Consider the following 25,055-nt stretch of genomic DNA (forward strand, 5'->3'; position numbering starts at 1 on the left):
CATGCCCGCGTCCGCTTCGGCCGACCGCGCAGCCTGGCTGGCCGAGCTTCGGCTCGATGAGGCACCGCACTTGGTCGCCGCGCTGGACGCGTTGCTGCGCAGCGTCTGCCGACAGACTGGCGCGCAAGGTGCGGCGCTGGTTCTCGACAACGGCTCCAGGCGCTGGGTCGCCAGCGCGACGGAGGGTGCCTGGCCCGCGGCGCCGGATGCATCGTCGCCCGTCCAGATCGGCGAACTCGGCATCGGTTGCGTACAGCTCTGGAGCCCGAGCGGCCCCTGCGACATGGCCCTCGCCGATGCCGCACGGGTCGCCTCGGCCCTTCTCGACGCGCGCCTGCACGAAAGGGTGTTGACCAGCATCCTGGAGCGCGAACGGATGGCCTCCGCCGCGGGCAGCGACTGGCTCTGGGAGACCGATGCCGAAGGCTTCGTGACCTGGGTGTCGGACAGTGCCGAGCGCCACACCGGATGGCCGGTCAGCCGCGAGATCGGCGCGCATGCGTCGCGCTTCGTTCGCCCGCCGCCCGGGCCTGAAGAGTTGGCGAGCTGGAACCGCTATCGAGCCGATCGAGAAGCGCATCGACCGTTTCGCGAAGCGATCTGCGAGCGCGACACGGCCCACGGGACCATGCTGGCCGCGATGAGCGGGCAGCCCCGTTTCGATCAATCCGGCCGGTTTCAGGGCTATCGCGGCGCGGCGCGTGACGTGACGGCCGAGGTGGCACAACGACACGCGGCCCGGCAGGCCCACCAGCAGCTGATGCAGGCGATGGATGCGGTGCACGCCGCGCTCATGATCAGCGGGCCCGATGGCCGCGTTCAGGCATCGAACGCCGCCTGGAAGTCGCTGCTGAACACCATGGTGGCCAGTGGCCTCTATCCCGATGCGGCTGGCCGCGAAGAAGAATTCGTTCGCTGGCGGCTCTCGCTCGCCTCGCCCGATGCGCCAACCCAGGAACTGAGCTTCGGTGACCGGACGGTGCTCGTGTCCGACAAGCGGCTTCCGGACGGCAGCACGGTGCACCTGTCGATCGATGTGACGGAGCAGCGCCGCGCCGAACAAGGTCGACGCGAGACCGAGGCACGGCTGTCGGCTGTGCTGCGGGCGGTTCCCGACCTGTGGTTCGTGGTCGATCGGGACGACCGCCTGCTGATGTGCAGCGACGAACACCATCCGCTCTTGATCGCGCCGTTCGAACAGCAGCGCGGCCAGCGATTGGGCGCGGTGCTGACGCCGCCCTACGACACCATGGCGCAGGCGGCGCTCACCATGGCCCGCGGCACGGGCGAAACCCAGCGATTCGAATACGAGAGCGTCACGCTCGACGGCCGGCGGCACCACTTCGAGGCCCGACTGGCGCCGATGCCCGACAACCAGGTGCTTTACCTGACTCGGGACCTGACGGACCTGCGCCAGCTCGAGCGCGAGTTGATGGTGCTGCAGCGGGCCATCGAGACCGACAGTTCCGTGCCCATCATCGTGACGGATGCCACCCGTGATGACGAGCCGATCGCCTACGTCAACCCCGCCTTCGAGCGCCTGACCGGTTACCCGCGCGAGGAGGCCCTCGGCCGCAACTGCCGCTTTCTGCAGGGAGCGGATCGCAACCAGCCTGCCCTCGCCGCGCTGCGCGAGGCGCTCGCTGGCGAACAGCCTTGCACGGTCGTGCTCAGCAACCGACGGCGCGACGGCAGCGAGTTCCTCAACGAGCTGAGCGTGGTGCCGATCCGTGATGCGCAGGGTCGTGTGATGCAGCACCTGGGCGTGCTCAAGGACGTCACCGAACGCGTGCGCGCCGCGGAGCGCCTGCGCGTCAGCGAGGACCTCTACCGCTCGGTGGCCGCGACGATCAGCGATGGCCTGCTCGTCGTCGGCCCTGACGGGCGCATCGTCGCGTGCAACCCGTCGGCTTGCGAGATGCTGGCCTGCTCGCCCGAGCGCCTGAGCGGAAGGCGGCTCAGCGAGCTCGGCTATCGCATCCACACCGAGGCCGACCTGCCGTTCACCGAGGCAGAACACCCGGTGCGCCAGGTGCTGCTGGGCGGGCCGCCCGTGCGCGACCGCGCGCTGCAACTGCATCGGCCCGATGGCAGCACGCGCACCATGATGCTCACCGCTCGGGCCTTGAGTGGCGCAGGCTCGCCCGCGGCCTCGTGCCTGGTCTCTTTCCGCGACGTCACCGACCAGCGTGTCGCCGCGCGGGCGCTGGCTGTCGCGGAGGAACGATGGAAGTTCGCCCTCGAAGGTGCCGGCGATGGCGTCTGGGACTACGACGAGGACACGCGCCGGATCTTCTATTCGAAGAGCTGGAAGGAGATGCTCGGCCACGCCGAATCGGAGATCGGCCCGTCGCTGTCGGAGTGGTCCGATCGCATCCATCCCGACGACCGCGCGGCGGTGCTTGCGGCGATCGCGGAGTACCGCAGCGGCAGGCGCTCGAGCTACCAGACCGAGCACCGCCTGCGCCACCGCGACGGCCATTGGATCTGGGTGCTCGATCGCGGCAAGATCGTCGAGCGTCATGCCGACGGCCGGCCGCGCCGCGTGGTCGGCATCCACACCGACATCACGCGACTCAAGCAGGCCGAGCAGGCCCTGATGGACAAGCAGGCGGCCGAACTGGCCAGCCGTGCGAAGAGCGAGTTCCTCTCGCGCATGAGCCACGAGATGCGCACGCCGTTGAACGCGGTGATCGGCTTCACGCAGCTGCTCAAGCTGCAGCCCGACGGCGGGCCGGCGAAGGTGGCCGAGTACGCCGACCATGTGCTGCGGGCCAGCGAGCACCTGCTCGGGCTGGTCAACGAGGTGCTGGACCTGCAGCGCGTCGAGGAAGGCCGCACCGAGATGCAGCCACAGGCGCTGGAACTGGCGCCCTTCCTCGACAGCACGCTCGACCTGATGCGACCCGCCGCGCTGCGCGAAGGCATCGCGCTGACCAACCAGGTTCCTGCCGGTCGCTGGGTGCACGCCGATGCGCGCTCGCTGCGCCAGGTGCTGATGAACATGGTCTCCAACGCCGTCAAGTACAACCGCAACGGCGGCTGGGTGGTGATCTCGCTGCTGCCCGCGCCGCCGGGCCGCTGCGTGATCGCCATCGAGGACACCGGCTCCGGGCTGTCCGACGAGCAGCTCTCCCGGCTGTTCCAGCCCTTCGAGCGCCTGGGCCACGAGACCTCGGCCATCGAAGGCTCCGGCCTCGGCCTGGTCATCACGCGCAGCCTGATCGAGTTGATGGGCGGCACGGTCACCCTGTCGAGCGTGCCCGGCGCCGGCACGCTGGCGCGCATCGACCTGCCGGCAGCCGACCCGCCCGCATCCGCTCCGCCATCGCCGGCCAACGTGCCGCCCGTCATCGAGGAACAGCGCCCCATGGACCAACCTGCGCTTCGCGTCCTCTACGTGGAGGACAACCGCATCAACGCCCTGCTGTTCGAGGAGGCCATGCGTGTGCTCGGCGGCATCGAACTGCTGGTTGCCGAAAACGGCGCCGATGCGCTGCGCACCGTGGAGGCCTGGACGCCGCAGGTGCTGGTGCTCGATGCCAACCTGCCCGACATGAACGGCAACGAGTTGCTCGTGCGCCTGCGCCGGCGGCCTGAACTGGCCGGGGTACCGGCCTACATGTGTTCGGCCGATGCGATGCCCGAAGACCTGCAGCGCGCACGCGACAGCGGCTTCCAGGGCTATTGGACCAAACCCATCGAGCTGAACATGGTCAGCGCCGCGCTCGACGCGCAGCGGCCTGCAGCCCCGGCCTGAAGCCGGATGCGCTGCGTCGCCGATAATCGCCGGCCACCCGACGCCCCCGCATGACCTTCGCGCCCGAACCACCCTTTCGCCACGGCACGCCCGAGACCACTGCGGTGGTGCTCGTCAACCTCGGTACCCCTGACGCACCCACCCCGGCCGCGCTGCGCCGCTACCTGGCGCAATTCCTCAGCGACCCGCGGGTGGTGGAGATTCCCCGCGCGCTGTGGTGGTTGATCCTGCATGGGGTCATCCTGCGCGTGCGGCCGGCCAAGTCGGCGAAGAAGTACGAGAGCATCTGGATGCCCGAAGGCTCGCCGCTGCAGGTCTGGAGCGCCCGCCAGGCCACCCTGTTGCGCGGCTACCTCGGCGAGCGCGGCCATGGCGTCGTGGTGCGCCACGCCATGCGCTACGGCAACCCCTCGGTGGCCAGCGTGATGGACGAGCTCAAGGCCGCTGGCGCCACGCGCGTGCTGCTGCTGCCGATGTACCCGCAGTACTCCGGCCCCACCACGGCCAGCGCCTGGGACGCAGTGGGCGCCTGGGCGGCGCAGGTGCGTCACGTGCCCGAGCTTCGTTTCGTCAACCGCTACCACGACGACGCCGGCTACATCGAGGCCCTGGCGCAACGTGTGCTGGCGCAGTGGCAGACGCATGGCCGCGGTGACCGGCTGGTGCTGAGCTTCCACGGCGTGCCCAGGCGCACGCTGCTGCTGGGCGACCCCTACCACTGCGAATGCCTGAAGACGGCACGCCTGCTGGGCGAGCGGCTCGCGTTGAAGAAGGACGAACTGGTCGTCACCTTCCAGAGCCGCTTCGGCAAGGCCGAATGGCTGCAGCCCTACACCGAGCCGACGCTGATCGAGCTGGCCCGTCAGGGCATCGCGCGGGTGGACCTGATGTGCCCGGGCTTCACCTCCGACTGCCTGGAGACGCTGGAAGAGATCGACCAGGAGGCGCGCGAGGCCTTCCTCGCGGCCGGCGGCAAGGAGTTCCACTACATCCCCTGCCTGAACGACAGCCACCCGTGGATCGCGGCGCTGGCCGACATCGCCATCCGTCACCTCCAAGGCTGGCCGACGCACCCGGCCGATCCGGCCGTGCTCGATGCGCAGCGCCAGCGGGCGCTGGCGGCCGGCGCGACCCAATAGGTCACACCCCGCAGCGCGGGCCGTTCAGGGCGCGCGGCGCAGCTTGCGGCGCAGCCGCAGCAGCCGCGGCAGGCCGAGCACGGTGACGATCACGACGAGCAACACCACCGACATCGGGCGCTGCACGAACACGCCCCAGTGGCCCTCGCCGATCGACAGCGCATTGCGCATCTGCGCCTCCGCCAGCGGCCCGAGGATCATGCCCACCACGACCGGCGCAGTCGGGAAGTCGTAGCGGCGCATCACCACGCCGAGCAGGCCGATCGCGTAGAGCAGCACCAGGTCGAAAGCCGACTGGCGCATGCCGTACACGCCCACCGTGGCGAAGATCAGGATGCCGGCATACAGCGGCGGCTTGGGGATCTTCAGCAGCTTGACCCACAGGCCTACCAGCGGCAGGTTGAGGATCAGCAGCATCACGTTGCCGATGTACAGCGAGGCGATCAGCGCCCACACCAGGGCGGCGTTCTTGTCGAACAGCTGCGGCCCCGGGTTGATGCCATAGTTCTGGAACGCGCCCAGCAGGATCGCCGTGGTGTTCGAGGTCGGGATGCCCAGCGTCAGCAGCGGGATCAGCGTGGCGGTGATGGCTGCGTTGTTGGCGGCCTCGGGGCCGGCCACGCCCTCGATGGCGCCGGTGGTGCCGAACTCCTCCTTGTGCTTGGACAGCTTCTTCTCGGTCGCGTAGCTCAGGAAGGTCGGGATCTCGCTGCCACCGGCCGGGATGGTGCCGAAGGGAAAGCCGATGAAGGTGGCGCGCAGCCAGGCCGGCCAGGAACGGCGCCACTCCGACGCCGTCATGTGGACCTTGCTCATGCGGTTCTGCGACTCGACCGTGCGGCCCTCGTAGAGCACCGCGTAAAGCGCTTCGGCCACTGCGAACAGGCCCACCGCGATGAGCACCACCTCGAGCCCGTCCATCAGCTCGGGCACGCCGCCGGTGTAGCGGGCCTGGCCGGAGATCTGGTCGATGCCCACCAGGCCCAGCGCCAGGCCGACGAACAGCGCCGTCAGGCCGCGCAGCGTGCTCTTGCCCAGCACGGCCGACACGGTGCAGAAGGCCAGCACCATCAGCAGGAAGTACTCCGGCGGCCCGAGCCGCACGGCGTACTCGGCCACCAGCGGCGCGAACAGGGTCACGAGCACGGTCGCGATGGTGCCGGCAACGAAGGAGCCGATGGCCGCGGTGGCCAGCGCCGCACCGGCGCGGCCGTTCTTGGCCATCTTGTTGCCCTCCATGGCCGTGACCATGGAGCCCGCCTCGCCCGGCGTGTTGAGCAGGATCGAGGTGGTGGAGCCGCCGTACATCGCGCCGTAGTAGATGCCGGCGAAGAAGATCATCGATGCGGTCGGGTCGACCTTCAGCGTGATCGGCAGCAGCATGGCCACCGCCGTGGCCGGCCCGATGCCAGGCAGCACGCCCACCGCCGTGCCGATGGTGCAGCCCAGCAGCGCCCACAGAAGGTTGATCGGCGTGCCAGCCGTGATGAAGCCCTGCAGCAGGTTGTTCCAGATGTCCATTGGTCAGGCCTTCCGCCGGGCCGCCCCAAGGAAGGACTGCGCCCCCTCGGGGGGCCGGAGCGCAGCGACGAAGGGGGCTGTCATCAAAGCCAGCCGGTCGATGTGAGGCCAGGCAGGTTGATGGCCAGCAACTTGGTGAACATCCAGTAGACGGGCGCAGCGATGGCCGCGCCGATGGCCAGGTCGATCAGCCAGGCCTTTGGCGACAGGTCGAGCCGACCTTCGGCCGACTTGAAGCCGCGCACCGCCAGCACGAAGCACAGCGCGCAGCTCAGGATGAAGCCGATGGTGGTGATCAGCGCCGCGTTGACGAGGATCGCCACCGACACCCACACGAAGCCCGGCCAGTGGCCGCGTTCGTCGCCCGACGGCGTTTCCATCGCGCGGTAGCCGCCGCTGGCCGCCTCCCAGACCAGGAAGGCGCCGCAGGCGAGCAAGGCGAAGCCGACCACCCAGGGCAGGAAATTGGGGCCGACCCCGCCGTAGCCGGCCTCGCTGCTGATCTGCGTCGCGCCGGCCACCAGCACGGCGCCGATCACCAGCGTACCGCCGCCGACCAGCGCCTGCCGCATGTTCATGTGAGCACCCTACGGCCTGCGGCCGGTCCCGCCAAGCGGGACCCTTCGCGCTTGGGACGGCCCGGCGCGCTCATCAGATCATCCCGGACTTGGCCATCACCGCACGCAGGCTGGCGAACTCGTCGTCGACGAACTTCTCGAAATCGGCACCGGCCAGCAGTGCCGGCGTCCAGCCGTTCTTCTCGAGCGCTTCGCCCCAGGCCTTGGTCTTGGTGGCCTTCACCACCATGTCGGTCAAGGCCTTGCGCTGCTCGGCGGTGATGCCGTTGGCGCCGTACACGCCGCGCCAGTTGCCGATCACGACATTGACGCCCTGCTCCTTCAGCGTGGGCACGTCGATGCCCTTGAGGCGCTTCTCGGACGTGACACCGATCGCGCGCATCTTGCCGGTGGTGATGTACTCGGCGAACTCGCTGTAGCCGCTGCCGCCGATGGTGACGTTGCCACCCAGGATGGCCGCGGTGGCCTCGCCACCCCCACGGAAGGCCACGTAGTTGATCTTCGCCGGGTCGACGCCGACCTCGCGGGCGATCATCGCCGCGGCGATGTGCTCGGTGGATCCGCGCGAGCCGCCGCCCCACTTGACGCTGCCCGGGTCCTTCTTGAGCTGCTCGATGACGTCCTTCATGGTCTTCAGCGGCGAATTGGCCGGCAGCACGAAGACGTTGTACTCGCTGGTCAGGCGCGCGATCGGCGTGGCCTGCGACAGGCTCACCGGCGGCTTGCCGGTGATGATGCCGCCGAGCATGACGGCGCCCATCACCATCATCGCGTTGGCGTCGCCCTTGTTGGCGTTGACGAACTGCGCCAGGCCGATGGCCCCGGCGGCGCCGCCCTTGTTGTCGAAGCTCACCGATGCGGCGCCGGCTTCCTGCAGCGCCTTGCCGAGCGCGCGGCCCGTGCTGTCCCAGCCGCCGCCGGGGTTGGCGGGAATCATCATCTTCAGGTTGGCGCTGGCGCGGGCCGACAGCGGCAGCGCGCCGGCGGCGGCCAGGGCGGCCAGGGAGCGGAGGAAGGTGTCGCGACGCATGCGGGTGTCTCCTTGCTGGATTGCGAGTGGGCCGATGTTCGGCGCAAAAGCTGTCAGTCGGCTGTCCGTTCACCTAGGGAAAGCTCTAGGATCACTGGCGTCTGGACCCGCGCCCGATCGCCGAGACTGGCGCCCCCGATGAAGCTGCTGCTGATCGAAGACAACGCCGCGATGCAGACCACGCTGCAGCGCTCGTTCCAGCGTCGCGGCATCCAGGTGGTGCCGTGCACCGACGGCGCCCGCGCCCTCGACCGCTGGCGTGCCAGCGTTCCCGACGTGGTGCTGCTCGACCTCAGCCTGCCCGGCCTGGACGGCCTGCAGGTGCTCACGCAGGCGCGTGCCGAGGGACTGCGCACGCCCGTGCTCATCCTCACCGCGCGCGGTACCGTGGGCGATCGCATCCTCGGCCTGAACAGCGGCGCGGACGACTACCTGCCCAAACCCTTCGACCTCGACGAACTCGAGGCGCGCATCCGTGCGCTGGCACGCCGGCGCGAGTTGCCCGGTACGAGCGACACCGCAGCGCCGGCCTTCGCCGGCCTGAGCGTCGACGGCCCCAGCGGCGCCGTCTGCCTGAACGGCACGCCGATGGAGCTGACGCCCCGCGAAGCCGCGATGCTGCGCGCCCTGCTCGCCCGCCCCGGCCAGGCGCTGGCCAAGGAGCGTCTGGTCGAGACCGTGTTCCCCGGCGAAGCGGTGCAGGCCGATGCCATCGAGGTGGTGGCCTACCGGCTGCGCAAGCGCCTCGCCGCCACCGGCGTGCAACTGGTGACGCTGCGCGGCCTGGGTTACCTGCTGAAGGCCGCGGCGTGAGGCTGGGGCAGCTTTCGCTGCGCAGCCAGCTGCTGCTGGGCATCCTGCTGCCAGTGCTGCTGGGGGTGCTGGTCAACACGGTCAGCCTGTACCGCCAGGCGCTGCGCGCGGCCGACACGGCCTACGACCGCACGCTGCTGGCCAGCGCCAAGTCGATCGGCGAGCAGCTCGAGGTCAGTGGCGCCGGCGACGCGGCGCGAGTGCGCGCCACCGTGCCCTACTCCGCGCTCGAGGCCTTCGAAGCCGACAACCGCAGCCGCATGTTCTTCAAGGTCAGCGGCTTCCAGGGCGAGATGGTGTCGGGCTTCGAGGACCTGCCGGCCTGGCGCGGCAAGCTGCCCGACAAGGGCCCGTATGCGGCGCTGGTCGACTTCTACGACGACGTCTACCGCGAGCAGCCGGTGCGCGTGGCCGTGCTGCTGCAGCCGGTGGCCAGCGTCGAGGGGCGCGGCGTGGCCACCGTCCAGGTGGCCGAGACACTCGAGCTGCGCCAGACGCTGGCGCGGCAGATCCTCGTCGACACGCTGTGGCGGCAGGCCGCGCTGCTGGCCGTGCTGATCGGCGTGGTGCTGTGGGTGGTGCAGCGTGCGACCCGACCGGTGCGCGAGCTCAGCGCGCAGCTGCGCGGCCGCGCCGAGAACGACCTCTCGCCGATCGCCGCCGCCGATGCGCCGCGCGAGCTGCAACCGCTGGTCGACGCCACCAACCAGGTGATGGGCCGGCTCGCCCACCTGCTGGACCACCAGAAGCGCTTCGTGCGCGACACCGCGCACCAGCTGCGCACGCCGCTGGCGGTGCTGAAGACACAGCTGCAATCGGCGCTGCGCGGTGACGTCGAACCGGTGCAGGCGCTGCACGAGATCAACCACACGGTGGACCGCGCCACGCAGCTGGCCAACCAGATGCTGGCGCTGGCCAAGGTCGAGCAGTTGCGCCAACAGGGTGATGCACCGGTGCTCGACTGGGCAGAGATCGCCCGCGCCGTGGCGCTCGACCTGGGCGCGCTGATCGCGCAGCGCCAGCTCGACTTCGAGATCGCCACCGTGCCCGCGCCGGTGCGCGGCCACGAGTGGGCGCTGCGCGAACTCACGCGCAACCTGCTGCACAACGCCATCAAGCTGTGCCGCGAAGGCGGCACGCTGGCCATGCGAGTCGTCAGCGACGGCCGCACCGCAGCCCTGACCATCGCCGACAGCGGCCCGGGTCTCGCGCCCGAACTGCGCGAGCGTCTGTTCCAGTCCTTCGCCGCCGGCGAACGCGGCGGTGGCTCGGGCCTCGGCCTGGCGATCTGCCACGAGATCGTCGGCTCGCTCGGCGGCAGCCTGTCGCTGGACAACCGGCTCGCCAGCGGCCGCGTCGTCGGGCTGGACGCGACGGTGCGCGTGCCCTTGGCGGACAATCCCGATCGATGAGCGACGACGACAGCGACAAGACCCGAGTGCGCCTGGACAAGTGGCTGTGGGCCGCACGCTTCTACAAGACGCGCAGCCTGGCCGCCGACGAGATCGCCAAGGGACGCGTGCAGGTCAACGGCCAGGCGGCCAAGCCCTCGCGGGAGGTGCGCGAGGGCGACACGATCGAGCTGCGCCAGCAGCAGAGCGCGCGCACCGTGCAGGTCCATGGGCTGAGCCATGTGCGCGGGCCGGCGCCGGTGGCGCAGGCGCTGTATGCCGAGACCGAAGAGAGCATCGCCCTGCGTGCGAAGCAGGCCGAGCAGCGGCGTTTCGGAACCGAGCCGGCGCAGACCATCGAACAAGGGCGGCCGACCAAGCGCGATCGCCGCAAGCTGGCCGACTGGGATCGCTGGAGCGCCGCAGTCGAGCCGCCGCCGCGCGGACGCTCCTGAACGACCCGCCTCAGCCCAGCTCCCAGAGGTCGCCTGCAGCCAGCCCGGCGGGCGCCCGCAGGCGCTCCTTGGCGGACGCGTCGCCGAGCAGGTGCCAGCGCCACCAGTCGGCGGAGACTCCCGCCACCACGCGCTGGTGCAGCGACTGCAGCGCGGCGGCCTGGGGCCCGCGACGCAACCGGCGACCGCCCTCGCGCGCCTCGGCCATGCCGGTGCCACCGCCGAAAGTCATGTGGTCCGCCCCGGCCAGCACCAGCTGCGCCTTCTGCCCCGCCGGCAGGCCGCGATAGACGGCGCGGCGCGCCGCATTGCTGGCATCGCCGACGATCATCGCGTCGTCGTCGGTGCCGGTGATGGCGAGGAAGGGACGCGCGATCGCGCCGAATCGCGCCGCCATGGCGGCGTCGTCGAGCCCGTCGCGCTCGTTGAAGCCCGGGCTGAAGGCGATGAAGGCCCGCGGGCGCGGGTCGGCGATGCGCGCCACGCTGGCCGAGCGCCCTGTACGCGCCGGCCGTTCGCCGGCGACCGCCTGGGTGAGACGGGCGCCGAAGGAATGACCCGAGAAGCCGATCGCATCGCCACGCAGCCGCGCCCAGGCGCCGCCGGCGGCCTGGCGGCGCAGCACTTCGTCGATGGCGAAATGCGCGTCGGCGATGCGCGCGAGGTACTGCTCCGCCCCAGCCGCCTGGCGTGCGCCGCGCAATCCCGACTGCCAGATGCTGCTGTCGCTGCCCGGGTGCTGCAGGTGCAGCGCGGCCAGCCCCGCGGCCTGCCAGGCCTCGCCCCAGACGGCACCCCCGGCCCGGCTGCCGCCCAGGCCGTGGGAGTGGATGACCAGGCCGCAAGGGCCGTCGCCGGCTGGCCAGCGAACGCGCACCGGCAGTTCGCGCTGACGCGCCGGATCCTGCCAGGTCTGGTCCTCGAAGGCCGCAGGCGGCGCCCCCCAGGCGCGGCCGGACGCCCAGGCGGACGCCAGGCCGGCGGCAAGCAGGTCTCGGCGATTCATGGCAGCGGATTCTGGCGCGTTTTCCGCGAAAGTCCCTCTTGAAAGCACGGCCTCCGCCCCAAGGTCGAGGCCTGCACCCCTTTTGACCCGTCATGTCGAACCACGAACAAGCTCCCCAGACCCCCGAAGCCGCCGAGCCGGCATCGCAGGCGCTCGACCTGCAGGCACAGTTCACGGAACTGCAGGCCAAGCACGCCGACATGTCGGATGCCTACCTGCGCGCCAAGGCCGAGGCCGAGAACACCCGCCGCCGCGCCGAGGAAGAGATGTCGAAGGCGCGCAAGTACGCCATCGAGAGCTTCGCCGAGAGCCTGGTGCCGGTGAAGGACAGCCTGGAGGCGGCCATCGCCATCCCCGCGGCCACCAACGAGCAATTGCTCGAGGGCGTCCACGCCACGCTGCGCCAGCTGAGCGCCGCGCTGGAGCGCAACAAGGTGATCGAGCTGAACCCCGCAGCCGGCAGCAAATTCGACCCGCACCAGCACCAGGCGATCAGCGTGGTGCCGGCGGAGCAGGAGGCCAACACCGTGGTGGCCGTGCTGCAGAAGGGCTACCTGATCGCCGAGCGCGTGCTGCGCCCCGCGCTGGTCACCGTGGCCGCGCCGAAGTGACGAACTCCACAGGCTGTTCACCCTTGAAATAGCCGCAGTTATCCACAACTCGAAGACAACCGGAAACCCGTTCTCAGGAGCACACACATGGCAAAGATCATCGGCATCGACCTCGGCACCACGAACTCGTGCGTGGCCATCATGGAAGGCAACACCACCAAGGTGATCGAGAACAGCGAGGGTGCACGCACCACGCCGTCGATCATCGCCTACCAGGAAGACGGCGAAGTGCTGGTGGGTGCCTCGGCCAAGCGCCAGGCCGTCACCAACCCGAAGAACACGGTGTATGCGTCCAAGCGACTCATCGGCCGCAAGTTCACCGAGAAGGAAGTGCAGAAGGACATCGACCTGATGCCCTACAAGATCACCGCGGCCGACAACGGCGATGCGTGGATCGAGGTGCGCGGCAAGAAGCTCGCGCCGCCGCAGATCAGCGCCGAGGTGCTGCGCAAGATGAAGAAGACCGCCGAGGACTACCTCGGCGAAGAGGTCACCGAGGCGGTGATCACGGTGCCGGCGTACTTCAACGACAGCCAGCGCCAGGCCACCAAGGACGCCGGCCGCATCGCCGGGCTGGACGTGAAGCGAATCATCAACGAGCCGACCGCGGCCGCGCTGGCCTTCGGCCTGGACAAGCACGGCAAGGGCGACCGCAAGATCGCCGTCTATGACCTGGGCGGCGGCACCTTCGACATCTCGATCATCGAGATCGCCGATGTCGACGGCGAGAAGCAGTTCGAGGTGCTGTCGACCAACGGCGACACCTTCCTCGGCGGCGAGGACTTCGACCAGCGCATCATCGATTACATCGTTTCCGAGTTCAAGAAGGAGCAAGGTGTCGACCTGTCGAAGGACGTGCTCGCGCTGCAGCGCCTGAAGGAAGCCGCCGAGAAGGCGAAGATCGAACTCTCGAACGGCACGCAGACCGACATCAACCTGCCCTACGTGACCGCCGATGCCTCGGGCCCGAAGCACCTGAACATCAAGCTCACGCGCGCCAAGCTGGAGTCGCTGGTCGAGGAGCTGATCGAGCGCACCATCGCGCCGTGCCGCACCGCCATCAAGGATGCTGGCGTGGCCGTGAGCGCCATCGACGACGTGATCCTGGTCGGCGGCATGACGCGCATGCCCAAGGTGCAGGACAAGGTCAAGGAGTTCTTCGGCAAGGAGCCGCGCAAGGATGTCAACCCGGATGAAGCCGTGGCCGTGGGCGCGGCCATCCAGGGCCAGGTGCTGGCCGGCGACCGCAAGGACGTGCTGCTGCTCGACGTGACCCCGCTGAGCCTGGGCATCGAGACGCTGGGCGGCGTGTTCGCCGCGCCTCATCGAGCGCAACACGACGATCCCGACCAAGAAGAGCCAGGTGTTCTCGACGGCCGACGACAACCAGACCGCGGTTACCATCCGCAGTGCGAGCGCGAGATCGCCGCCTCAGCAACAAGATGCCTGGGCCAGTTCGACCTCCGGTATCCCGCCGGCGCCGCGCGCGCACGCCGGTCGAGGTGACCTTCGACATCGACGCCAACGGCATCCTGCACGTCGGCGCGAAGGACAAGGCCACCGGCAAGGAGAACAAGATCACCATCAAGGCGAACTCGGGCCTCAACGAGGACGAGATCCAGAAGATGGTGAAGGACGCCGAGCTGAACGCGGCCGAGGACAAGAAGAAGCTCGAGCTGGTGCAGGCGCGCAACCAGGCCGATGCGATGGTGCACTCGGTGCGCAAGAGCCTGGGCGAGCATGGCGACAAGCTCGACGCTGGCGAGAAGGAGAAGATCGAGGCCGCGCTGAAGGACGCCGAGGAATCGCTCAAGGGCGAGGACAAGGCCGACATCGAGGCCAAGACCGAAGCGCTGATGGCAGCCAGCCAGAAGCTGGGCGAGAAGGTCTACGCGGACGCGCAGGCAGCACAGGCCGCGGCTGGTGGCGCGGAAGCGCCGCAGGGCGCTCAGGCTTCGGCCAAGCCGGCCGACGACAACGTGGTCGACGCCGACTTCAAGGAAGTCAAGAAGTGACCAGACGGACAGCCCGCTCGCGGGCTGCCGTCCTGTCTCGCCGCGTTCGATGTGACAGGCCTCGCCTGCACGTCAACGCGGCGTTCTGCGTTGTGAAGCACTGAGAAATTGCATGGCAAAGCGCGACTACTACGAGACTCTCGGCGTGGCGAAGAACGCCTCCGAGGACGATATCAAGAAGGCCTACCGCAAGCTGGCCATGAAGCACCACCCTGACCGCAACCAGGGTGACGGCGACGACGCGAAGAAGGCCGAAGAGAAGTTCAAGGAGGCCAAGGAGGCCTACGAGATGCTGTCGGACGCGCAAAAGCGCGCCGCCTACGACCAGTACGGCCATGCCGGCGTCGACCCGAATATGGGCGGCGCGGGCTTTCGTCCGGGCGGCCCGGGCGCCGACGGCTTTGGCGGCTTCGCCGAGGCCTTCGGCGACATCTTCGGCGACATCTTCGGCGGCCAGGGCGGCCCGCGCCGCGGCGGCGGCGGGCAGCAGGTGTTCCGCGGCAGTGACCTGAGCTACGCGATGGAGATCACGCTCGAGGAAGCCGCCCACGGCAAGGAAACCCAGATCCGCATCCCGAGCTGGGAAAGCTGCGAAACCTGTCACGGCACCGGCGCCAAGCCCGGCACCAGCCCGAAGACCTGCAGCACCTGCAACGGCGCGGGCACGGTGCACATGCGCCAGGGATTCTTCAGCATTCAGCAGTCCTGCCCGCACTGCCACGGCACCGGCAAGATCATCCCCGACCCCTGCATGACCTGCAGCGGCCAGGGCAAGATCAAGAAGAACAAGACGCTGGAAGTGAAGATCCCCGCCGGCATCGGCGAGGGCATGCGCATCCGCTCCAGCGGCAACGGCGAGCCGGGCACCAACGGCGGCCCGCCAGGCGACCTGTACATCGAGATCCGTGTCAAACAGCACGACATCTTCGAGCGCGACGGCGACGACCTGCACTGCACCGTGCCGGTGGGCCTGACCACGGCGGCGCTGGGCGGCGGCATCGAGGTGCCCACGCTCAGCGGCAAGGCCGAGATCGAGCTGCCCGAGGGCACCCAGCACGGCAAGACCTTCCGGCTGCGCGGCAAGGGCATCAAGGGCGTGCGCTCCAGCTACCCGGGCGACCTGTATTGCCACGTGGCGGTGGAAACGCCGATCAAGCTCACCGAACACCAGCGCAAGTTGCTCAAAGAGCTCGAGGAGTCGTTCCGCAAGGGCGGCGACAAACATTCGCCCAACGCCAAGAGCTGGACGGACCGGGTGCGCGACCTGTTCAAGTAAGCCGGGGGGCGTGCCGATAAGAAGGCTTTCCGACCTCGTCTGAAGCCTTCATGGCACGTCTGCTGTACCCCGATATCGGCGACTGCCGCGCCCTCGTGATCGATGGCAACATGACCTCGCGGAGCATCCTCAGCGGGATGCTGCGCGACATGGGCGTGGGCCACGTGGCGCACGCCAGCCGTGCCGCCGACGCGCGACGCATGCTCGAAGGCCGCACCTTCGACGTGGTGCTGTGCGACTACCACTTCGACCACTCGCCGATGTCCGGGCAGGACCTGCTGGACGACCTGCGCCGCTCGCAGCTGCTGCCCTACTCCACCGTGTTCGTGATGGTCACCGGCGAGGCCGGCTACACGCACGTCGCCGAGGCCGCCGAGGCGGCCCTCGACAGCTACCTGCTCAAGCCCCACACCGCCAGTGCGCTCGAGCAGCGGGTGCTGCAGGCGCGCCACCGCAAAAAGGTGCTCGGCCCGATCTTCGAGGCGATCGCCGAAGAGGACTTCGAGACCGCCGCCAGGCTCTGCCAGGAGCGTTTCGAGCAGCGGGGCGAATACTGGCTGTACGCCGCGCGCGTCGGCGCGGAACTGTGGGTGCGGCTCAACCAGCTCGACAAGGCGCGCTACCTCTACGAAGCGGTGCGCGAAGCCCGCGCCGCGCCCTGGGCCAAGCTGGGCATCGCCCGCGTCGAACTCGAATCGGGCCAGCTCCAGCAGGCCACGCGCACGCTGGAGAGCCTGATCGGCGAACAGCCGACCTACGCCGACGCCTACGACGTGATGGGCCGGGTGCAGGTCGAACAAGGCGACATGACGGCGGCGCTGGAGACCTACCGCACCGCCACCGAGCTCACGCCGGCGAGCATCAGCCGCCTGCAGAAGCAGGGCATGCTGGCCTTCTACATGGGCGAGGCTGCCGAGGCGACCGACGCGCTGGAGCGCACGGTGCGCATCGGCATCAGCTCGAAGATGTTCGACTGCCAATCGCTCGTGCTGCTGGTGCTGCTGCACCACGACACGCGTGACACGAAGGCCTTCGTGCGCGCCTGCAGCCACATCGAGCGCGCTGTCGAGAAGCGGCCGGAAAGCGCCCGCTTGCGACGCTTCCTCGAGACTGCGCGCATCCTGCAGGCGCTGGTCGAGCGCCAGGTCGGCAATGCGATGCGCGCAGCCACCACGCTGGCCGCACAGATCCGCGATGAGGACTTCGACTTCGAGGCGGCCGCCAACCTGCTGGCCGCACTCTCGCGCATGAGCGGGACCGAGATCCAGCTGCCCGAAGCCGACAGCTGGGTGATGGACCTGGCACGACGCTTCTGTGCCTCCAAGGCCTCCACCGACATGCTGTGCATGGCCTGTGCGCCGCACCCGCCTTTCGAGGCCCTCGTGCGCGCCGCGCACCAGACGATCACCACCGCGGCCGAGAAGGCCATGACGAACAGCCTGAACGGCGCGCACGAAGCCACCGTGCGCTCGCTGCTCGAGCTCGGCGGCTCGACGCTGAACGCCAAGCTGCTCGACATGGCCGGCCTGGTGCTGAACCGCCACGGCGCCAAGATCGCCGACTGCGAGCAACTCGGCGATCAGATCGCCGGGCTGCGCCGCCGCTTCTGCACGCGAGGCACCCAGGTCGCCCTGGGCACCAGCGCCGGGCGTTCCTCGGGCGGGCTGACGCTGCGCCACTGAGGTTCCATCGCCGACCGCGGCCAGCCGTAACCCGTCCTTAACGCCGGGGCAAGGCGGGGGACCGACAATGCCGGGCATGTCCAGACCGATGTCCTTTGCGTCGCGCGAGTGGAATCCGCTGACGCTGGCCTTGATCACCAGCCTGTGGGTCGCCGCCTTCGCCAACTGGCCGCTGTGGCGGGCCTTGCTCGCGTTGCCTGAGAACGCGAGTCTGCGCGGCGCGCTGTTCATCGCTGGCTTCGGCGCGATGATCGCGTCGCTGACCTTCGTGCTGCTGTGCGTGGCCGCCTGGCGCCGCGCCATCAAGCCGGCGGCCGCGCTCTTCCTCGTGCCGGCGGCCGCCGGTGCGCACTTCATGGGCACCTACGGCGTCGTCATCGACCCGACCATGATGGTCAACGTGCTGCAGACCAACGCGACCGAGACGCGCGACCTGATCAGCCTGCGCCTGGTGATGAGCCTGCTGTTCATCGCGGCCCTGCCGATCGCCTTGATGTGGCGTCTGCCGGTGCGTCGCCTGAGCTTCGTCGCCCAGCTCTCGCGCAACCTGGGTGCGATGCTCGCCGGCATCGCGCTGCTGGCGGTGCTGCTGTTCGCGCTGTTCGCCGACCTGTCCGCGACCATGCGCAACCACAAGTCGATGCGCTACCTGATCAACCCGCTGAACTCGTTCTATGCGCTCGGCTCGCTGGCGCACCAGGCGAACGCGCGGCCCAAGGGGCCGCCGGAGGCGATCGGTGTCGGTGCGACGCTGGCGCCGCGTGCTGCCGGTGCGCGTCCGCCGCTGATGCTGCTGGTGGTCGGCGAGACGGCGCGCTCCGACCACTTCTCGCTCAACGGCTACGAGCGGCCGACGAATCCGCAGCTCGCGACGCTGGGTGTGGTGAGCTACCGCGACGTCACGTCCTGCGGTACCAACACGGCGGCCTCGCTGCCCTGCATGTTCTCGCACCTCGGCCGCGCCGGCTACGAGTCGCGCGAGCGCGAGCACGAGAACCTGCTCGACCTGGCGCAGCGTGCCGGCCTGGCCGTGCTCTGGCTGGACAACCAGTCCGGCTGCAAGGGGCTGTGCGAGCGCGTGCCCAATGGCATGGCTTCGGAGGGTGCCCCCGCCACCCTGTGCAGCGATGGCGAGTGCCTCGATGAAGCCCTGCTGCACGGGCTGGATGCGCGACTGGCCGCGCTCGATCCGGCACGCCGCGCAAACGGCGTGCTCCTCGTGCTGCACCAGATGGGCAGCCACGGGCCGGCCTACTGGCGCCGCGCTCCGGCCGATCGCAAGCCCTTCCAGCCCGAGTGCCTGACCAACGTGCTGCAGCAGTGCGACCGGCAGGCGCTGGTCAACGCCTACGACAACTCGATCGCCTACACCGATCACGTGCTGGCGCAGTCGATCGCCTGGCTGGGCCGCCAGCAGGGGGCGTTCGACCCGCTGCTGCTGTACGTCTCGGACCACGGCGAATCGCTGGGCGAGAACGGCCTGTACCTGCACGGCCTGCCCTACGCGGTGGCGCCGCGCGAGCAGGTCCATGTGCCGATGGTCGTGTGGCTGCCCGCTCAGACCGAGCAGGCGGCCGGGCTGCGCAAGGCCTGCCTGGCCGAGCAGCGCGACCGGCCGATCAGCCACGACCACCTGTTCCACACGGTGAGCGGCGCTCTGGGCATCCGCGCCGGCGAGTACCGCGCCGAACTCGACGCCTTCGCGGCGTGCCGCCAGCCCTGAGCTCGCAGCTCAGAAAAGCGCGGCCTGCGCGGGCGGCGTCGCGTCGTGCGGCGCGCGGAACAGCGTCAGGTCCAGCGGCTCACGTTCGCGGTTCAGGCCCAGCCGCGCGCACGCCTTCTCGAAACGCTGGCGCAGCAGCTTCGCCCACACGCCCTCGCCCGTCATGCGCGTGCCGAAGCGCGCGTCGTAGTCGCGGCCGCCGCGCATCTCGCGCACGCGCGCCATGACGCGCTCGGCTCGCTGGGGGAAGTGCGTGCCCAGCCAGTCCTGGAAGATCGGGTTCACCTCCCAGGGCAGGCGCAGCACGATCGAGAACGCCGAACGGGCTCCCGCCTGGGCAGCGGCTTCGAGGATGCGCTCGAGTTCGGGCTCGTTGATGAAGGGGATGACCGGCGACACGCTCACCCCGACCGGCACACCGGCGCTCGCCAGCGCCGCGATGGTCTTCAGCCGCCGCTGTGGCGACGCCGCGCGCGGCTCGAGGATGCGCGCGAGCGACGCATCGAGCGTCGTGACCGACACGTACACGGCGGCCAGCCGCTGCGCGGCCATCGGTGCGATCAGGTCAAGATCACGTTCGACGCCGGCCGATTTGGTGACCAGCGAAAAGGGGTGGCGCCATTCGCTGAGCACCTCGATCACCGAGCGCGTGATGCCCAGCCTGCGTTCAGCGGGCTGGTAGGCGTCGGTGGCCGAGCCGATGTTGAGCATCAGCGGTTCGTAGCCGCGGTGGGCGAGCGCCTCGCGCAGGCGCTGAGCAGCGTTCACCTTGGCGATGATGCGCGACTCGAAGTCGATGCCCGGCGACAGGTTGAGGTAGCTGTGCGTGGGCCGTGCGAAGCAGTAGACGCAGCCGTGTTCGCAACCCCGATACGGGTTGATCGACAGATCGAAGGAGATGTCGGGCGAATCGTTGCTGGTGAGGATCGACTTGACGCGCTCTTCGATGATCCGCGTCTGCGGCGCCAGTACTTGCTCGGTGGCTTGCTGATCCAGCGTGCCCCAGCCGTCGTCCCACGGTTCGGCGTGCTGCGAACTGAAGCGGTGCTCCAGCGCCCAGGTGGTGCCGCGGCCCTTCACGGCCTGGGATTCGGCGGGAACGATGGCGATTCGGCGGGCATGTCGCATACTGTGAATATATACAGTATGCGCCTCACGTGCCAATCAGTAGTCGTCGCCCCCGTTGCCCATGCCCGGCGCCAGGTTGTCGAACTTGGTCAGCGGCTTCAGGAAGGTCAGCTTCACCGTGCCCGTCGGGCCATTGCGCTGCTTGCCGATGATGATCTCGGCGATGCCCGGCTCCTTGCAGGCTTCCTTGGTGTAGTACTCGTCGCGGTAGATGAACATGATCACGTCCGCGTCCTGCTCGATGGCGCCTGACTCGCGCAGGTCGCTCATCATCGGCCGCTTGTCGGTGCGCGTCTCGACGCTGCGGTTGAGCTGCGACAGCGCGATCACCGGGCACTTCAGCTCCTTGGCGAGCGACTTCAGGCCGCGCGAGATCTCGCCGATCACGGTGGCGCGGTTCTCGTCGCTGCTGCCGCCGCTGCCGCTCATCAGCTGCAGGTAGTCGACGACGATCAGGCCGAGCTGCCCGCACTGCCGCGCCTGGCGCCTGGCACGCGCGCGCACTTCGCTGGGCGTGAGGGCCGGGCTCTCGTCGATGTACATGCTGACCTTGCCGAGCTTCTCGACGGCCTCGGACAGGCGGCCCCATTCGTCGTCGCGCAGCCGGCCGGTGCGCAGGTTGCTCTGGTCGATGCGGCCGAGCGAGCCGACCATGCGCAGTGCGAGCTGGGCGGCGCCCATTTCCATCGAGAAGACCACCACCGGCAGGCCTTCGTTGACGGCCACGTACTCACCGATGTTCAGCGCGAAGGCCGTCTTGCCCATCGAGGGCCGCGCCGCCAGGATGATCAGGTCGCCCGGCTGCAGGCCGGCGGTCATCTTGTCGAGGTCGAAGAAGCCGGTGCGCACGCCGGTCACGTCCTCGGCGCCGTTCTCGTGCAGTTCGTTGACGCGGTCGATCAGCTGCACGACCAGCTGGTCCATGCTCTGGAAGCCCTGCTTCGAGCGCGAGCCTTCCTCGCCAATGCGGAAGATCTTGCCCTCGGCTTCGTCGAGGATCTCCGAGACCTGCCGGCCCTGAGGGTTGAAGGCCGCGGTGGCGATCTCGTCCGACGTGGCGACCAGCTTGCGCAGCACCGCGCGCTCGCGAACGATCTCGGCGTAACGGCGCAGGTTGGCGGCGCTGGGCACGCTCTGCGCCAATGCGTTCAGGTAGACCAGGCCGCCGCATTCCTCGGCCTTGCCGTGGCTCTGCAACTGCTCGAACACGGTGATCACGTCGGCCGGCTTGGTCGCGTTGACCAGCGCACCGATGGCGGCATAGATGTGCCGGTGCTCGAAGCGGTAGAAGTCGCTGTCGGTCAGCAGGTCACCAGCGCGGTCCCAGGCGCTGTTGTCCAGCAGCAGGCCGCCCAGGACGCTTTGCTCCGCCTCGATCGAATGCGGCGGGATGCGCAGACGCGCCACCTCGTCGTCGCGCGGCGGCGCCGCACTCTGCTCGGAAGACTCGTAGACCTTGGACATGGTTCGCTTCTGTGGGCAATCTTGTGGGCAAGGCTGTGGACAGCCGGTGACCAAGCGGGGGAAACAGCTTGAAAACCCGGCGGCCAATGAGAAAGGGCCGGCAATGCCGGCCCCGTCGTGGTCGCGTCGAGAACCTTAATCGGTTTCGCCGATCACCACAACCTTGACTTCCACCAGCACATCGGTGTGCGGGACCACCGAGACGGTGTGCTCGCCGACGGTCTTCAGCGGACCGTTGGGCATGCGCACCTGCGCCTTGGCGATCTTGAAGTCGATGCGGGTCAGCGCGTCGGCGATGTCGGCGTTGGTCACCGAACCGAACAGACGACCGTCCACACCCGCCTTCTGGGTGATGTGCACGGTGCGGCCGTTCATCTTCTCGCCCAGCGCTTGCGCGGTGGCGAGCTTGTCGGCGGCGGCTTTCTCGAGCTCGGCACGCTTGGCCTCGAACTCCTTGATCGCGGCGTCCGTGGCGCGGCGGGCGGCACGGGTCGGGATCAGGAAGTTGCGGGCGTAGCCGTCCTTGACCTTGACGACGTCGCCGAGGTTGCCGAGGTTGATCACCTTTTCGAGCAGGATCACTTGCATGGCTTGGCTCCTTTAGACCTTGTGCTGGTCGCTGTACGGCAGCAGGGCCAGGAAGCGAGCGCGCTTGATGCAGGTGGTCAGCTGACGCTGGAAGAAGGCGCGCGTGCCGGTCAGGCGGGCGGGCGTGATCTTGCCGTTTTCGCTGATGAAGTCGCGCAGGGTATCGACATCCTTGTAGTCGATTTCCTTGACGCCGGTGACCGTGAAGCGGCAGAAGCGCTTGCGGCGGAACAGCAGCGATTGTTGGTTGCGCTTGGGCTTGCGGTCCTTCGAGAACCGACCTTTACCACGTGGCGGGGGCATATTTCACCTCTTTCAAATCTATCCGGATACGAACAATGTTCAGTCGAGCTCGGTCACATGGAACACGACGCCGCGGCCGTTGCGCTGGGAACCGAGGAAGCCGGCAAAGCCGTGTTCGCTTCCGAGTTCGAGGGCCGAGACCCGCTGCGTGATCTCCCCGATCGCCCGGGCCCGGATTTCCACCGAGACCTTGCGGGCCTGACCGTCCTGCGTGACCTGCGATTCGTGCCTGAGGCTCAGATCGAGGGCCGGCAGCCCGGCGGGGGTGTAGCGCAGCGCGCCGCGTTCGACCAGCGTGGCCGACAGCATCAGCCTGTTCAGGCAGCCGACTCCTGCGGCGCCTTGCGCGACTCTTCCTTCTCGACCATCTTCATCATGACCGACGGCGTGGTCTCGGCCTGGGCCTTCACCACCGTCAGGTGGCGCAGCACGGCGTCGTTGAAGCGGAAGCCCGTCTCGATCTCGGCCAGGGTTTCCTTGCTGCACTCGATGTTGATGCACAGGTAGTGCGCCTTGGCGAGCTTCTGGATCAGGTAGGCCATCTGACGGCGGCCCCAATCCTCCACGCGATGGACCTTGCCGCCACCTGCGGTGACGAGTCCCTTGTAGCGCTCCAGCATGGCCGGAACCTGTTCGCTTTGATCCGGATGGATCAGCAACACGATTTCATAGTGACGCATTGATACTCCTTCTGGTTTCCGTTGCGACCGCCCGAATGGCAGTCACACCGTGGAAGCCACCCCGAAGCGTCGAACCCGGGTGTGGCAAGGGGAAAGCCCATGAGTATACCCGCAATGTGCGGGCAGAGGCTCAGCCGCTGAGTCCGTAGACCTTGGGCTTGGCGCCGCTGCGAGCCCGGCGCACCAGCACGGTGGGGAAGCTCACCGGCAGCGTGTTCGGGAAATCGCGGCTGTAGTGCAGGCCGCGGCTCTCATGGCGCATCAGCGCCGAGCGCACGATCAGCTCGGCGCAGTCGACCAGGTTGCGCAGTTCCAGAAGGTCGCGGTTGACGCGGAAGTTGGCGTAATAGTCGTCGATCTCGCTCTTCAGCAGCTTGATGCGGTGCAGCGCCCGCTCCAGGCGCTTGGTGGTGCGCACGATGCCCACGTAGTTCCACATCAGCAGGCGCAGCTCGTCCCAGTTGTGGGCGATGACCACCTGCTCGTCGGCGTTCTCGACCTGGCTCTCGTCCCAGGCCGGCAATGGCGGATGGGCGGGTTCGGGCCGGCGCAGGATGTCCTCGGCGCAGCTGCGGCCGAGCACGACGCATTCGAGCAGCGAATTGCTGGCAAGCCGGTTGGCGCCATGCAGGCCGGTGTAGGTGGTCTCGCCCACCGCGTACAGCCCAGGCAGATCGGTGCGGCCGTGCAGGTCGGTCACCACCCCGCCGCAGGTGTAGTGCGCTGCCGGCACGACGGGAATCGGCTGCCGCGCGATGTCGATGCCCAGCGACAGGCAACGTGTATACACCGTCGGGAAGTGCTCCTTCAGGAACGCTTCGCCCAGGTGGGTCGCATCGAGCAGCACGTTGTCCAGGCCATGCTTCTTCATCTCGAAGTCGATCGCACGAGCGACGATGTCGCGCGGTGCCAATTCGCCACGCTCGTCGTGCGCGGGCATGAAGCGCGTCCCGTCGGGCAGCTTGAGCTGCCCGCCCTCGCCCCGCAGCGCCTCGGTGATGAGGAAGCTGCGCTCCTGTGGGTGGTAAAGGCAGGTCGGGTGGAACTGCACGAACTCCATGTTGCCGACGCGACAGCCGGCGCGCCAGGCCATCGCGATGCCGTCGCCGGTGGAGGTGTCGGGGTTGGTCGTGTAGCGGTAGACCTTGCCGGCGCCACCGGTGGCCAGCACCACGGCCCGCGCGGGCAGCGTCTCGACGCGCTGGCTGTCGATGTCGAGCACGTAGATGCCGTAGCAGTGCGGCTGTTCTTCGCGTTTCAGGTGGCGCGTGGTGATCAGGTCCAGCGCCATCCAGCGCTCGCGCAAGGTGATGTTCGGATGCCGGCGCACTTCGTCGAGAAGCACGTCGTGGATCGCCTTGCCGGTGGCGTCGGCCGCATGCGCGATACGCCGCACGGCATGGCCTCCTTCGCGCGTGAGGTGCAAGCCCAGTGGGCCTGCCGGGTCGGGCGAGAACGGCACGCCACGCTCGACCAGCCACTCGACGGCCTCGGCACTGTTCTGCGCGATGTAGCGGGCCGTGTGCTCCTCGACCAGGCCGGCGCCTGCTTCCTGCGTGTCGCGCACGTGCGATTCGATGCTGTCGTCGCTGCCGAGCACGCCCACGATGCCGCCCTGTGCCCAGGCGGTCGCGCCTTCGGTGAGCTCGCGCTTGGCGATCACCACCACGGGCTGATCCTGCGCCAGGTGCAGCGCGACCGTGAGCCCCGCCAGCCCGGCACCGACGATGACGACAGGCAAAGCGTCGGAAGCACTCGGTGCTGGGCTCATGGCATCGTTCGTGAAGTACGCGGCATTCTATCGGTGCCCCTCGAGCACACCCGGAATGTGCCGACTGCACAGCCGCGTGAGAACATCCACGCCTGCCCGATGTCATGGCGACATGAGGACA

20 protein-coding genes and 2 pseudogenes are annotated in these 25,055 nt (G+C 68.8%); 11 read left to right on the forward strand and 11 right to left on the reverse strand.

Translation table 11 applies throughout. The annotated features are described in order from the left end of the window. Window position 1: 1 nt before the first annotated feature. Window positions 2-3,760, forward strand: coding sequence for a PAS domain S-box protein (locus tag HZ992_RS10245; protein WP_209386540.1), 3,759 nt, complete (start codon window positions 2-4; stop codon window positions 3,758-3,760). Between the two features lie 50 nt (window positions 3,761-3,810). Beyond that, window positions 3,811-4,899, forward strand: a complete 1,089-nt coding sequence (gene hemH, locus HZ992_RS10250) for a ferrochelatase (protein ID WP_209386541.1) — start codon at window positions 3,811-3,813, stop codon at window positions 4,897-4,899. 24 nt (window positions 4,900-4,923) lie between these two features. Here the strand turns inward: hemH and HZ992_RS10255 are convergent, their stop codons facing one another. From HZ992_RS10255 to HZ992_RS10265, 3 genes are all read right to left on the reverse strand, one after another. Beyond that, window positions 4,924-6,420 (reverse strand): tripartite tricarboxylate transporter permease, encoded by a 1,497-nt coding sequence (locus HZ992_RS10255; RefSeq protein ID WP_209386542.1) that lies wholly within the window; start codon window positions 6,418-6,420, stop codon window positions 4,924-4,926. An 83-nt stretch (window positions 6,421-6,503) separates the two neighbouring features. Further along, window positions 6,504-6,998, reverse strand: a complete 495-nt coding sequence (locus HZ992_RS10260) for a tripartite tricarboxylate transporter TctB family protein (protein ID WP_209386543.1) — start codon at window positions 6,996-6,998, stop codon at window positions 6,504-6,506. A gap of 73 nt (window positions 6,999-7,071) precedes the next feature. Continuing rightward, window positions 7,072-8,028 (reverse strand): tripartite tricarboxylate transporter substrate binding protein, encoded by a 957-nt coding sequence (locus HZ992_RS10265; protein WP_209386544.1) that lies wholly within the window; start codon window positions 8,026-8,028, stop codon window positions 7,072-7,074. 138 nt (window positions 8,029-8,166) lie between these two features. Here HZ992_RS10265 and HZ992_RS10270 point away from each other — a divergent pair, with 138 nt between their 5' ends. The 3 genes from HZ992_RS10270 to HZ992_RS10280 are packed head-to-tail and all read left to right on the forward strand — an operon-like array spanning window position 8,167 to window position 10,687. Next, a complete protein-coding gene (locus HZ992_RS10270) occupies window positions 8,167-8,841 on the forward strand; it encodes a response regulator transcription factor (RefSeq protein WP_209386545.1) in 675 nt (224 codons plus the stop codon). Continuing rightward, complete coding sequence (locus HZ992_RS10275) at window positions 8,838-10,253, forward strand: sensor histidine kinase (protein ID WP_209386546.1); 1,416 nt, start codon at window positions 8,838-8,840, stop codon at window positions 10,251-10,253. Before HZ992_RS10270 ends, HZ992_RS10275 begins: the two co-directional genes overlap by 4 nt. Further along, entirely contained in the window at window positions 10,250-10,687 is a 438-nt protein-coding gene (locus tag HZ992_RS10280; RefSeq protein ID WP_209386547.1) for an RNA-binding S4 domain-containing protein, read from the forward strand. Before HZ992_RS10275 ends, HZ992_RS10280 begins: the two co-directional genes overlap by 4 nt. A 10-nt stretch (window positions 10,688-10,697) precedes the next feature. On the opposite strand, the gene HZ992_RS10285 is transcribed toward HZ992_RS10280, so the two are convergent. Then, the gene (locus HZ992_RS10285; RefSeq protein ID WP_209386548.1) at window positions 10,698-11,693 is read right to left on the reverse strand and encodes an alpha/beta hydrolase family protein; all 996 of its coding nucleotides are present in this window, start codon (window positions 11,691-11,693) and stop codon (window positions 10,698-10,700) included. Between the two features lie 92 nt (window positions 11,694-11,785). Between HZ992_RS10285 and grpE the strand changes: the two genes are divergently transcribed. The 6 genes and pseudogenes from grpE (at window position 11,786) to HZ992_RS10310 (ending at window position 19,000) form a co-directional block, all read left to right on the forward strand. Beyond that, window positions 11,786-12,304 (forward strand): nucleotide exchange factor GrpE, encoded by a 519-nt coding sequence (gene grpE / locus HZ992_RS10290; protein WP_209386549.1) that lies wholly within the window; start codon window positions 11,786-11,788, stop codon window positions 12,302-12,304. Window positions 12,305-12,445: 141 nt separating this feature from the next. Next, a pseudogene (locus tag HZ992_RS26120) lies at window positions 12,446-13,564 on the forward strand (Hsp70 family protein); the annotation flags it as partial. 103 nt (window positions 13,565-13,667) lie between these two features. Further along, window positions 13,668-14,319: pseudogene (locus HZ992_RS26125) on the forward strand (Hsp70 family protein). 112 nt (window positions 14,320-14,431) lie between these two features. Next, window positions 14,432-15,595: a molecular chaperone DnaJ gene (gene dnaJ, locus HZ992_RS10300; protein WP_209386550.1), complete on the forward strand. Its 1,164-nt coding sequence runs from the start codon at window positions 14,432-14,434 to the stop codon at window positions 15,593-15,595. A gap of 50 nt (window positions 15,596-15,645) precedes the next feature. Beyond that, window positions 15,646-17,277 (forward strand): response regulator, encoded by a 1,632-nt coding sequence (locus HZ992_RS10305; protein ID WP_209386551.1) that lies wholly within the window; start codon window positions 15,646-15,648, stop codon window positions 17,275-17,277. A 76-nt stretch (window positions 17,278-17,353) separates the two neighbouring features. Beyond that, complete coding sequence (locus tag HZ992_RS10310) at window positions 17,354-19,000, forward strand: phosphoethanolamine transferase (RefSeq protein WP_245213423.1); 1,647 nt, start codon at window positions 17,354-17,356, stop codon at window positions 18,998-19,000. A 9-nt stretch (window positions 19,001-19,009) separates the two neighbouring features. Here the strand turns inward: HZ992_RS10310 and HZ992_RS10315 are convergent, their stop codons facing one another. The 7 genes from HZ992_RS10315 to nadB form a co-directional block, all read right to left on the reverse strand. Next, window positions 19,010-20,128 carry a PA0069 family radical SAM protein gene (locus tag HZ992_RS10315; protein WP_209387123.1) on the reverse strand — a complete coding sequence of 373 codons (1,119 nt, stop codon included), beginning with the start codon at window positions 20,126-20,128 and terminating at the stop codon, window positions 19,010-19,012. 36 nt (window positions 20,129-20,164) lie between these two features. Further along, window positions 20,165-21,592, reverse strand: coding sequence for a replicative DNA helicase (gene dnaB / locus HZ992_RS10320; RefSeq protein WP_209386553.1), 1,428 nt, complete (start codon window positions 21,590-21,592; stop codon window positions 20,165-20,167). Window positions 21,593-21,727: 135 nt separating this feature from the next. Beyond that, window positions 21,728-22,180 carry a 50S ribosomal protein L9 gene (gene rplI / locus HZ992_RS10325; protein ID WP_209386554.1) on the reverse strand — a complete coding sequence of 151 codons (453 nt, stop codon included), beginning with the start codon at window positions 22,178-22,180 and terminating at the stop codon, window positions 21,728-21,730. A 12-nt stretch (window positions 22,181-22,192) separates the two neighbouring features. After that, complete coding sequence (gene rpsR / locus HZ992_RS10330) at window positions 22,193-22,483, reverse strand: 30S ribosomal protein S18 (protein ID WP_209386555.1); 291 nt, start codon at window positions 22,481-22,483, stop codon at window positions 22,193-22,195. A gap of 39 nt (window positions 22,484-22,522) precedes the next feature. After that, a complete protein-coding gene (gene priB, locus HZ992_RS10335) occupies window positions 22,523-22,792 on the reverse strand; it encodes a primosomal replication protein N (RefSeq protein ID WP_245213424.1) in 270 nt (89 codons plus the stop codon). Between the two features lie 8 nt (window positions 22,793-22,800). After that, window positions 22,801-23,163: a 30S ribosomal protein S6 gene (rpsF, locus tag HZ992_RS10340; RefSeq protein WP_209386556.1), complete on the reverse strand. Its 363-nt coding sequence runs from the start codon at window positions 23,161-23,163 to the stop codon at window positions 22,801-22,803. 130 nt (window positions 23,164-23,293) lie between these two features. After that, window positions 23,294-24,934, reverse strand: coding sequence for an L-aspartate oxidase (nadB, locus tag HZ992_RS10345; RefSeq protein ID WP_209386557.1), 1,641 nt, complete (start codon window positions 24,932-24,934; stop codon window positions 23,294-23,296). Between the last annotated feature and the right edge of the window lie 121 nt (window positions 24,935-25,055).

It is taken from the genome of Rhizobacter sp. AJA081-3 (genome assembly GCF_017795745.1).
In the GTDB taxonomy this organism is placed as follows: Bacteria; Pseudomonadota; Gammaproteobacteria; order Burkholderiales; family Burkholderiaceae_C; genus Piscinibacter.

What these genes read in the sequence shown, in the direction of transcription:
- HZ992_RS10245 (WP_209386540.1), top strand. Translation starts at nt 2, where the DNA reads ATGCCCGCGTCCGCTTCGGCCGACCGCGCAGCCTGGCTGGCCGAGCTT.
- hemH (WP_209386541.1), top strand. Translation starts at nt 3,811, where the DNA reads ATGACCTTCGCGCCCGAACCACCCTTTCGCCACGGCACGCCCGAGACC.
- HZ992_RS10255 (WP_209386542.1), bottom strand. Translation starts at nt 6,420, where the DNA reads ATGGACATCTGGAACAACCTGCTGCAGGGCTTCATCACGGCTGGCACG.
- HZ992_RS10260 (WP_209386543.1), bottom strand. Translation starts at nt 6,998, where the DNA reads ATGAACATGCGGCAGGCGCTGGTCGGCGGCGGTACGCTGGTGATCGGC.
- HZ992_RS10265 (WP_209386544.1), bottom strand. Translation starts at nt 8,028, where the DNA reads ATGCGTCGCGACACCTTCCTCCGCTCCCTGGCCGCCCTGGCCGCCGCC.
- HZ992_RS10270 (WP_209386545.1), top strand. Translation starts at nt 8,167, where the DNA reads ATGAAGCTGCTGCTGATCGAAGACAACGCCGCGATGCAGACCACGCTG.
- HZ992_RS10280 (WP_209386547.1), top strand. Translation starts at nt 10,250, where the DNA reads ATGAGCGACGACGACAGCGACAAGACCCGAGTGCGCCTGGACAAGTGG.
- HZ992_RS10285 (WP_209386548.1), bottom strand. Translation starts at nt 11,693, where the DNA reads ATGAATCGCCGAGACCTGCTTGCCGCCGGCCTGGCGTCCGCCTGGGCG.
- grpE (WP_209386549.1), top strand. Translation starts at nt 11,786, where the DNA reads ATGTCGAACCACGAACAAGCTCCCCAGACCCCCGAAGCCGCCGAGCCG.
- dnaJ (WP_209386550.1), top strand. Translation starts at nt 14,432, where the DNA reads ATGGCAAAGCGCGACTACTACGAGACTCTCGGCGTGGCGAAGAACGCC.
- HZ992_RS10305 (WP_209386551.1), top strand. Translation starts at nt 15,646, where the DNA reads ATGGCACGTCTGCTGTACCCCGATATCGGCGACTGCCGCGCCCTCGTG.
- HZ992_RS10310 (WP_245213423.1), top strand. Translation starts at nt 17,354, where the DNA reads ATGTCCAGACCGATGTCCTTTGCGTCGCGCGAGTGGAATCCGCTGACG.
- HZ992_RS10315 (WP_209387123.1), bottom strand. Translation starts at nt 20,128, where the DNA reads ATGCGACATGCCCGCCGAATCGCCATCGTTCCCGCCGAATCCCAGGCC.
- dnaB (WP_209386553.1), bottom strand. Translation starts at nt 21,592, where the DNA reads ATGTCCAAGGTCTACGAGTCTTCCGAGCAGAGTGCGGCGCCGCCGCGC.
- rplI (WP_209386554.1), bottom strand. Translation starts at nt 22,180, where the DNA reads ATGCAAGTGATCCTGCTCGAAAAGGTGATCAACCTCGGCAACCTCGGC.
- rpsR (WP_209386555.1), bottom strand. Translation starts at nt 22,483, where the DNA reads ATGCCCCCGCCACGTGGTAAAGGTCGGTTCTCGAAGGACCGCAAGCCC.
- priB (WP_245213424.1), bottom strand. Translation starts at nt 22,792, where the DNA reads ATGCTGTCGGCCACGCTGGTCGAACGCGGCGCGCTGCGCTACACCCCC.
- rpsF (WP_209386556.1), bottom strand. Translation starts at nt 23,163, where the DNA reads ATGCGTCACTATGAAATCGTGTTGCTGATCCATCCGGATCAAAGCGAA.
- nadB (WP_209386557.1), bottom strand. Translation starts at nt 24,934, where the DNA reads ATGAGCCCAGCACCGAGTGCTTCCGACGCTTTGCCTGTCGTCATCGTC.